7 protein-coding genes are annotated in these 7,777 nt (G+C 68.0%); 2 read left to right on the plus strand and 5 right to left on the minus strand.

Going from position 1 to position 7,777, the window contains the following annotated elements; translation table 11 throughout:
- Nucleotides 1-111: 111 nt before the first annotated feature.
- The 3 genes from ACFV88_RS35855 to ACFV88_RS35865 are packed head-to-tail and all read right to left on the minus strand — an operon-like array spanning nucleotide 112 to nucleotide 2,398.
- Nucleotides 112-528 (minus strand): cupin domain-containing protein, encoded by a 417-nt coding sequence (locus ACFV88_RS35855; RefSeq protein ID WP_385496415.1) that lies wholly within the window; start codon nucleotides 526-528, stop codon nucleotides 112-114.
- A 16-nt stretch (nucleotides 529-544) separates the two neighbouring features.
- Nucleotides 545-1,564 (minus strand): class I SAM-dependent methyltransferase, encoded by a 1,020-nt coding sequence (locus ACFV88_RS35860; RefSeq protein ID WP_385496416.1) that lies wholly within the window; start codon nucleotides 1,562-1,564, stop codon nucleotides 545-547.
- Nucleotides 1,565-1,594: 30 nt separating this feature from the next.
- The gene (locus ACFV88_RS35865; RefSeq protein WP_385496417.1) at nucleotides 1,595-2,398 is read right to left on the minus strand and encodes a hypothetical protein; all 804 of its coding nucleotides are present in this window, start codon (nucleotides 2,396-2,398) and stop codon (nucleotides 1,595-1,597) included.
- Between the two features lie 460 nt (nucleotides 2,399-2,858).
- On the opposite strand from ACFV88_RS35865, the gene ACFV88_RS35870 reads away from it, so the two are divergent.
- Nucleotides 2,859-3,173, plus strand: a complete 315-nt coding sequence (locus tag ACFV88_RS35870; protein ID WP_385496418.1) for a Rid family hydrolase — start codon at nucleotides 2,859-2,861, stop codon at nucleotides 3,171-3,173.
- Between the two features lie 13 nt (nucleotides 3,174-3,186).
- Nucleotides 3,187-4,083, plus strand: a complete 897-nt coding sequence (locus ACFV88_RS35875; RefSeq protein ID WP_385496419.1) for an LLM class flavin-dependent oxidoreductase — start codon at nucleotides 3,187-3,189, stop codon at nucleotides 4,081-4,083.
- Between the two features lie 799 nt (nucleotides 4,084-4,882).
- Here the strand turns inward: ACFV88_RS35875 and ACFV88_RS35880 are convergent.
- Together ACFV88_RS35880 and ACFV88_RS35885 are read right to left on the minus strand one after the other, a co-directional pair.
- Complete coding sequence (locus ACFV88_RS35880) at nucleotides 4,883-6,346, minus strand: condensation domain-containing protein (protein WP_385496421.1); 1,464 nt, start codon at nucleotides 6,344-6,346, stop codon at nucleotides 4,883-4,885.
- A 300-nt stretch (nucleotides 6,347-6,646) separates the two neighbouring features.
- Nucleotides 6,647-7,777: alpha/beta fold hydrolase (locus tag ACFV88_RS35885; RefSeq protein ID WP_385496422.1), on the minus strand; the 1,131-nt coding region annotated here is incomplete at its 5' end.

Raw genomic sequence — 7,777 nt, forward strand, 5'->3', positions numbered from 1 at the left:
CGACCGGGTGCGCGTGCCCAGTTCCGGTTGTTGCGGCGGCACGGCCGCGCCAGACGGACGAAGGGGCCTTCGGCGCGGTCGGCGCCGAAGGCCCCTTCGCCCTGAGCGTCATCAGCCGACGGCAACGGACTTGTCGCCGGTGAGCAGCACCCCCAGGCAGTAACTGCCTGGCTGCGCCTTCTTGGTGACGAAGTGGTGCACCACTCCGGTGGGGATCAGCATGACGGCCGGCGAGACGAGCTCGAACGTCTCGCCGTCGGCCACGACCTCGATGACCGCACCGCCGGGCTCCGGTGACATCAGGACGTAGATCTCCGGGACCTCGTGCGTGTGGGGGGCCGCGACGGGCTTGCCGACCTTGTCGCTGATCTCGCCGCCCGCGATCTCGACGGGCTGCCCACCGAGCATGTCCTGGGTGAGGAAGAAGGGGGTCTGGCCGTAGTGGCCGGGGATCGTCTGAAAGACGGGCAGGTTCTGCTCGACGAGCGGGCGCTGGCGACCGGCCCGTGAGGTTGCTTCGATGGTCATGGTGTCCTCCTGGTGGTCAGGCCGGTGTGAGGCGGTAGATGAAGCTGAAGGCGGGCAGGTCGATCATGCGGCGGTCGGTGATGTGCCAGCCGCCCTCCTCGATCGTCGAGCTCCACTCGTCGAGGGTGGGCAGGTACTGGCCCATGACCGAGTGCACCGTCTCGAAGCCCAGTGTGAACATGGGGTGTCCGGGACCGTTCACGTCCGTGGAACGGCAGGTGTCGCCCAGGAGGAGGCTCTTGATGTTGGGGAAGGTCTCGCGCAGGGAACGCAGGGTGCGCACGGCGTTCTCCCGGGGCCAGAAGTCGTGTCCCATCAGGAAGCAGGTGACCAGGTCCACGTCCTGGTATTCAGGGCGCGGGGTCAAGCTCAGCACGTCGTCCTGCACCAGCGTGATGCGGTTCCCGAGCCCGGCCTCGGCGACCGCATCCTTGGAGACGGCGATGGCTCCCTCGGCCACGTCGATACCGATGGCGCTGATCTCCGGCCGAAGGTCGGCCAGCATGACGATCCGGTCTCCGCTGCCGCATCCGAGGTCGGCGACCGTGCCGATGTCGAGGTCCCGGACGAGGTCCCGGAACGGCGGGTCGAAGAAGGTGCGGGCGATGTTGCGGCAGGCGACGCTGATCGCGCGGGCGTCACGACGTGCGTAGTGGCCCTGCCTGTCCTCGTTCGCAATTTTGGTGGGGAGGGTCGTCAGCAGTTCGCCGCAGCCTCGGGTGAGCCAGTAGAAGAAGCCCTTGGTGCTGAAGGCCGACTCGAAACCCATGTCGGTGAACGCTGTCGCCCTGAGTGGATCGAGCGACACGATGCGCCGGGCCGAGAGCGCCACGAGCAAGGCTCGTACGGTCTCAGGGTGGGCATCCCGGTCCCGGGCGAATTCCGCTATGTCGACCTGGCGCTTGACGGCCAGCTCGTCGAGCAGGCCGATCTCCCATGCCGCGCTCAGTGCGGCCGAGGCGATGGCGCCGTTGAAGGTGTCGGCGCAGTACTGCGCCTCTGCTGCCGACTTCTCTTCTTCTTGGGCTGTAGCCATGGATGCACCTGTTTCTTGGAATGTCGAGGTTCAGGAGGCGGTGACGGTCTGATCGATGGCCGTCGCCGACAGTCGTGAGAGATCGACAAGTTCGCGCAGCACTCCGGCGAAAGAGTCCTTCAGCACCAGGACGCTGTCGGTCATCAGCTCGGGGGGCTCGGGCGCGGAGTCGGGGCTGTTGTGCGGATAGAGCCCGTTGGCGCGGATGTCGAGGAGGATCGCGTGGATCCGGCGGATGAGCTGGCGGACCACCGTGTCGCGCGACACGGGCGCCCTGCTGGTCAGGAAGATGCCGTCATAGAGCCATAGCAGCGTCTCCCGGTTCAGCTGCCGGGTCTGCTGGCGGGCCTTCGGGGAGAGCAGCAGGGACACGCCGGAAGGCACGACCCGCGCCGCTATGCCCTCGTGGATCTGCTCGTTGAGCTGGCACTCCAGCGCGAGTTCTGCCGCTTGGAGCTTACCGCCGAAGCCGATCCGGCCCCGGATGAGCGGCCGTATGTCTCCGTAGTCACGGGCCCAGGCGCCGCTGAGGTTGGGGTGCTGGCGTGCCATGGGGTCCCTGATGACCCGCTCGTATATCTCCTGTGGCGGGGAGCTGGCGTACAGCAGCATCAGAGAGTAGACGCGGATCAGGCAGCGAGCCCTGCGGGCGAGTTCGTCGGCAGCGGGACCGGTGTTCGCGAGCCGGCCCTGGTACAGGGTCTCGGCCAGCAGCTGCCACACGGCGAAGGTCGTCTGATGTCCGGTGATCCACCGGAACCAGAACAACCGCTCCGTCTCCCCGTCGTCGGCTGGCCGCAACTCCGACGCCGTCTCGGCGTCGCACTCCCACACGGAGGGATCCCCCGGCGAGATCTCCGCGGCGCCGCCCCGGAGCAAGCTCTCGGCAGTGGTCCACTGCGACCACTTCGCGGGGAGAGCTAGCGGCTCCAGTCCGTAGAGATGGCCACCGTATTCCCAATTGTCCGACCTCGGCGGCGCGGTCGAGAGATCTCTTGCATCAGAGACGTTCATGAGTGCTTTCTGGTGTGGTAGAAGAACTCCGACATTTCGCGGGTGCAAACATGTGACCTGGGATCGCACCTCAACCTATCGGCCGCAAGTTCGAATGCGTGCCGTCGACCGACTTGTCTCGCCGGCGGGACAGTTCTTCGATTCGGCACCCGAGAGCGGATACTCTTCCCATGTTTTCCCTAAGAGGAGGAATATCTTGTCGCAGCGCACTCTCATTGCCGCCGGAACTCATTTTGAGAAAATATTCGGCTATTCTCGCGCAGTCCGTACAGGCCCCTGGGTGACCGTGGCGGGCTGCACCGCTTCCGCCCCCGACGGGCCGGTCGGCGGGTCGGACATCGTGGCGCAGACGGCCGAGTGCCTGCGCCGGATCCAAGGTGCGCTGGAGGACGCAGACACGGGGCTCAAGGACGTGGTGCGCACCCGCTTCTACGTCACGGACATCAGCGCCTTGGAGGCCATCGGCTCCGTCCACCTCCAGTTCTTCGGAGACGTCCGGCCGGCCAGCACCATCGTGGAGGTGTCGGCCCTCGCCCACCCCTCGCTGTTGGTGGAGGTCGAGGCCGACGCCGTCGTCATCAACACGGAAGGCTGAGGACCAAATCGCCATGCGTACGGGCGTAGTGATCCTTCCGGAGAAACGCTGGGCCCGGTCTGCGCGACTGTGGCAGACCGTCGACGAGTTGGGCTACGACTCGGCCTGGACGTACGACCACCTGTCCTGGCGGAGCCTGCAGGACGAGGCCTGGTTCTCCACCTTCCCGGTGCTCGCGGCCGCCGCAGTCGTGACCCGTCGGATGACCCTGGGCACGATGGTGACCTCCCCCAATTTCCGGCACCCGGTGACCGCGGCCAAGGACGCCATCGCGCTCGACGACATCTCCGGCGGCCGGTTCGTCCTGGGCATCGGAGCTGGTTCGGTCGGGGCGGGCGACTCGCACGTGCTTACCCAGGAGGATCTGAAGCCGGGTGAACGCGCCGCACGTTTCGCGGAGTTCGTGAAGCTGACGGACCGGCTCCTCCGCTCCGACGTGACGACCTTCACGGGCGAGCACTTCTCCGCCTACGAGGCCAGGATGATCCCCGGCTGCGTCCAGCAGCCCCGGCTCCCGCTCGCCATTGCCGCCGCCGGTACCCGAGGGATCGATCTCGCCGCCCGGCACGGCCAGGCCTGGGTGACGACCGGGCCCAAGAATTGGGCCAAGGGCTTCACGCCCGAGGAGTGTCTCGACGCGGTCACCGCCCAGGTTGCCGCGCTACGACACGCCTGCTCCCGGCATGGGCGCAAGTTCGGTGAGATGGACCGCATCTTCGTGGTGACACCGTCCGCAGGTGACTTCCTCTCCTCGTCCAGCGCCTTCCTGGCCCAGGCGGAACGGTACGCGAAGGCGGGCATTACCCACCTTGTCCTGCATGCCCCGCGGGAGCACGGCATCTACACGGCTGACCCTGACATCCTCCACCGCATCGCGGACGAGGCACTGCCCGAGGTCCGCCACCTCTGACGTCGTTCCCGATCCCCGCCATCACGGAAGGCCCGCAAGGTGGACAAGCTCGTCGCCAGCGGACCACCTTCTCGCCAGGACCGGCGGCAGGATCATCCCGGCTCAGAGATCGACGAGGTGAAGTGAAGGCGCCGACGACACCCTCGCCTGGATCTCATCGGCCCTCGAAGGCGCGGAACAGCGGCTCCTCGGTACGTCCGTCGCGCTCGCTCTGCGAGCCCGTGAAGTCACCCACCTATCTTCGGGATCGCGATCCTGTCGCGGTGCGGACCGCAGAAGCGCTCGGCGCCGGTACGGCGAGTGAACCCTCCGGTCGGGTGGGATGTCGCCGTTCTCGCCGTGCCACCAGCCGAAGTCGCTCCCGAACTGGCGACTCTCCTTTCTTCGAGGGCCGACCCCGGGCACTCGTGCCGTACGAGACCCGAGCAGCCGCGCGCTCCACGCCGTACTCGAACCGCTGGCGCTGTGCGGGGCCACTCCCGTCATGCTTGACACGGAATCCCATGGCCGGGCGACGGCGCTCGTCCTGCATGGCCCGCGTGTGATCTCCGGCATCACCGCTGCCAGGCTGCTGGACGGAGGCCGCGCTACGGGCCGCCGTGCTCTCCGCCAACGCCGGGCCGGTGGCGGAGATGCCGGGCGCCTTCGCGACCGACGTACTCCACTTCGCCGATGAACTCAAGCGGCTGATGGCGGTCCGCCGGGCCACGGGCTCGGCCGTCGGAACACGCCGCGGGATTGCGGCTCAACGGTCGACTCGTCCGGGAGGAAGGAACGCGGTCCGGCCCGCTCCGGACGGTCAGATCCGCTTCGGCACGTGGCTGAGAGGACCGACGCAAGGGAGTCGGTTCGTGCGCCGACTCGCCCAGAGTACGTCGAGATGCTCCTGAAGGTCGTTCCACTCGACCAGCAGCCGATGTCGTTCCTCCTGCGACAGCACCTCGACCGCCTCGATGGGACGGTCGGGGTCGGCAGCGACGGCACTGACGAACCGCTCCAGTCGCTCCGCGATCGACTCGGCCGTGCCTCGGTCGAACAGGTCACTCGCGTAGTGCAGCGTCCCCGTCATCCGGTCCGGCCCGCCCGGGGACACCTGCTCCTCCGAGAAGGTCAGCGACAGGTCGAACTTGACGACTTCGGTGTCGGTCTGCAGGACCGAGACATCGAGCCCCGGCATGTCGAAGTCGAACGACCCGGCGTTCTCGTAGGCGAGCATGACCTGGAAGAGCGAGTGGTGGCCCAGCGAGCGGGCGGGCCTGAGCACTTCCACAAGCAGGTCGAACGGCATCTCCTGGTGGGCGTGCGCGGCGAGATTCTTCTCCCGCACGCGCAGCACCAGTTCGCGGAACGTGGGATTTCCTGAGGTGTCGGTACGCAGCACCAGGGTGTTGGTGAAGAATCCCACCAGGTCGTCGAGGGCCTCGTCCGTTCGCCCGGAGAACGCCGCACCCACCGGGATGTCGTCTCCCGATCCCAGTCGCGAGAGCAGTGCCGCTACCGCGGCCTGCACCCCCATGAACACGGTGGTTCCGGTGGCCTTCGCCAGCGCGACGAGGGCTCCCTGCGTCCGCTCGTCCCAGCCGAACGAAACAGAGCGTCCCAGGCCCGACGCGGCCGGTGGGCGCACCCGGTCCGTAGGCAGCTCCAGCAGCTCGGGGGAGCCCGCCAGCTCCTGTCTCCAGTAGTCCACATGAGCGGCGAGTTCGCTGTCCGGATCGTGCCGGTCGCCGAGGGCTTCGCGCTGCCACATGGCGTAGTCGGCGTACTGGACGGGGAGGGCCTCCCACCGGGGCGGACTCCCGAGGCGGCGGGCTGTGTACGCCTCGGACAGGTCCCTGCAGAGCGGTGTGAAGGACCAGTCGTCGATCGCGATGTGATGGATCAGCAGCAGGAGGATGTGCTCCCCGGGACCGAACCGCACAATCGTGGCCCGGACCGGCGGCTCGGAGGAAATGTCGAAGGCGTGGCGAGCCTCCTGCCGGAGTACCGCCTCCGCGTTGTCAGGGGCGACCTCGCGCACCCGAAGCCGCGGCCGGGCGTCACCGGAGTCGAGCACGTGCTGGTACGGCTCGCCGCCGACCTCGGGAAAAACCGTGCGCAGACTCTCGTGTCGAGCGACCACGTCTCCCAGGGCCGCTTCCAGCGCGGCCTCTTCGAGGTCTCCGGAGAGCCGGAGCGTCAAGGGAACGTTGTAGGTGGGTTGCGGACCGGCCAACTGGTCGAGGAACCACAGGCGTTGTTGTACGAACGACAGGGGGATCACATATCCTCCAGCTTCCTGTCACGAGACCGTGCCGGACGGCCGGCCCGCCCTGGCGCTCGCCCGCTGCTGGGCGAGCCCCACGGAACACGGACGTCGAACACGGCACGATCGGGTGTCACGCGGTCGGTGAAATACGGTGCCTGACGTTCGGCGGGGGCGACGTGGACCGGCCGCCCGGCGCGGAGTGGCCGTTCGTCGATGTCGACGCCGTCCCACCGAGCACGCCGCGGGGTCCCGCCGAGCGTGCGCGCGACCTCGCTCCGCGGGACATGGACGGCCGGCGAAGAGGAGAGTGCCGGATCATGAGGCATCTCGGAGCCACCGGGCCACCATCGCACCGATCAGCGCCAGCGGATCCGGGCGCGTCATGTCCAGATGGGCGCAGGGAACGTGATGTTCCCGGACGGCGCCGGTGACGAACGGTCGCCAGTCGGACGGCTCCGGTGGGTTCTCCCCCCGCTCGGCCGTCGCCATCACGAAGGTGAGGTCTCCGGTAAAGACTCCGGGCACGAAGTCCCGCATGAGCCGGACATTGTTCGTCATGGAGTCGTATACGGCCCGCGCCTCATCCTCGTCGAGGTCCACCGAGACCCCCGCGAGGCGGCGCAGCTGCTCCGTGCGACCAACGCTGTCCACCGGCTCGAACTTCCACGCGTCCGGGTCCCGCTCCAGCGGGTAGCCGTCCAGGACACACAGAAGCCCGACTTCTTCGCCCAGCGTCTGTAGACGCACTGCCGCCTCGTGCGCGACCAGGCCACCGAACGACCACCCGATCAGGTGGTACGGGCCGGTGGGTCGCACCTCACGGATCTGCTCCACGTATCGAGCGGCCATCTCCCCGATGCTCCGCGGTCGTCGATCGGCGTCCAACAGACCTGGGTCCTGGAGGCCGTACACGGGGTGGTCGCGTCCGATGTGCCGCGGCAGACCGGCGTAACACCAGGCGGTACCGGAGGCCGGGTGGATACAGAACACGGGTGCCGCGGTGCCGCCGGTACGCAGCGGGAACAACGTGGCGAGACCGCCGACGCCGTACTCGTCCCCCCGCTCCTCAAGCGCCGCGGCCAGGCCAGCGACCGTGGGACGGTCGAACAACCGCCGGATCGGCAGGGCGACTCCGAAGACCGACCGAATCCTGCCGATCAGCCGGGGGACGAGCAGGGAGTGGCCGCCCAGGTCGAAGAAGTCGTCGTCGACACCGGCGCCGTCGATCCCGAGCACGTCCGCGAACAGTTCGCAGAGCACACTCTCCGTGACGGTTCGGGTTCCCCTGCCCGGCGTCCCGTGCTGCCTCGGGGGTGGTAGCGCGCGCACGTCCAGCTTTCCACCGGTGTTGAGTGGGAGGGTGGGGAGGGGGATGTAGGCGGTGGGGATCATGTAGGCGGGTAGGTGGGCGGCGAGGTGGTCGCGGAGGGGTTGGGGGTCGAGGGG

Source organism: Streptomyces sp. NPDC059816 (assembly GCF_042732055.1).
Taxonomy (GTDB): Bacteria; Actinomycetota; Actinomycetes; order Streptomycetales; family Streptomycetaceae; genus Streptomyces.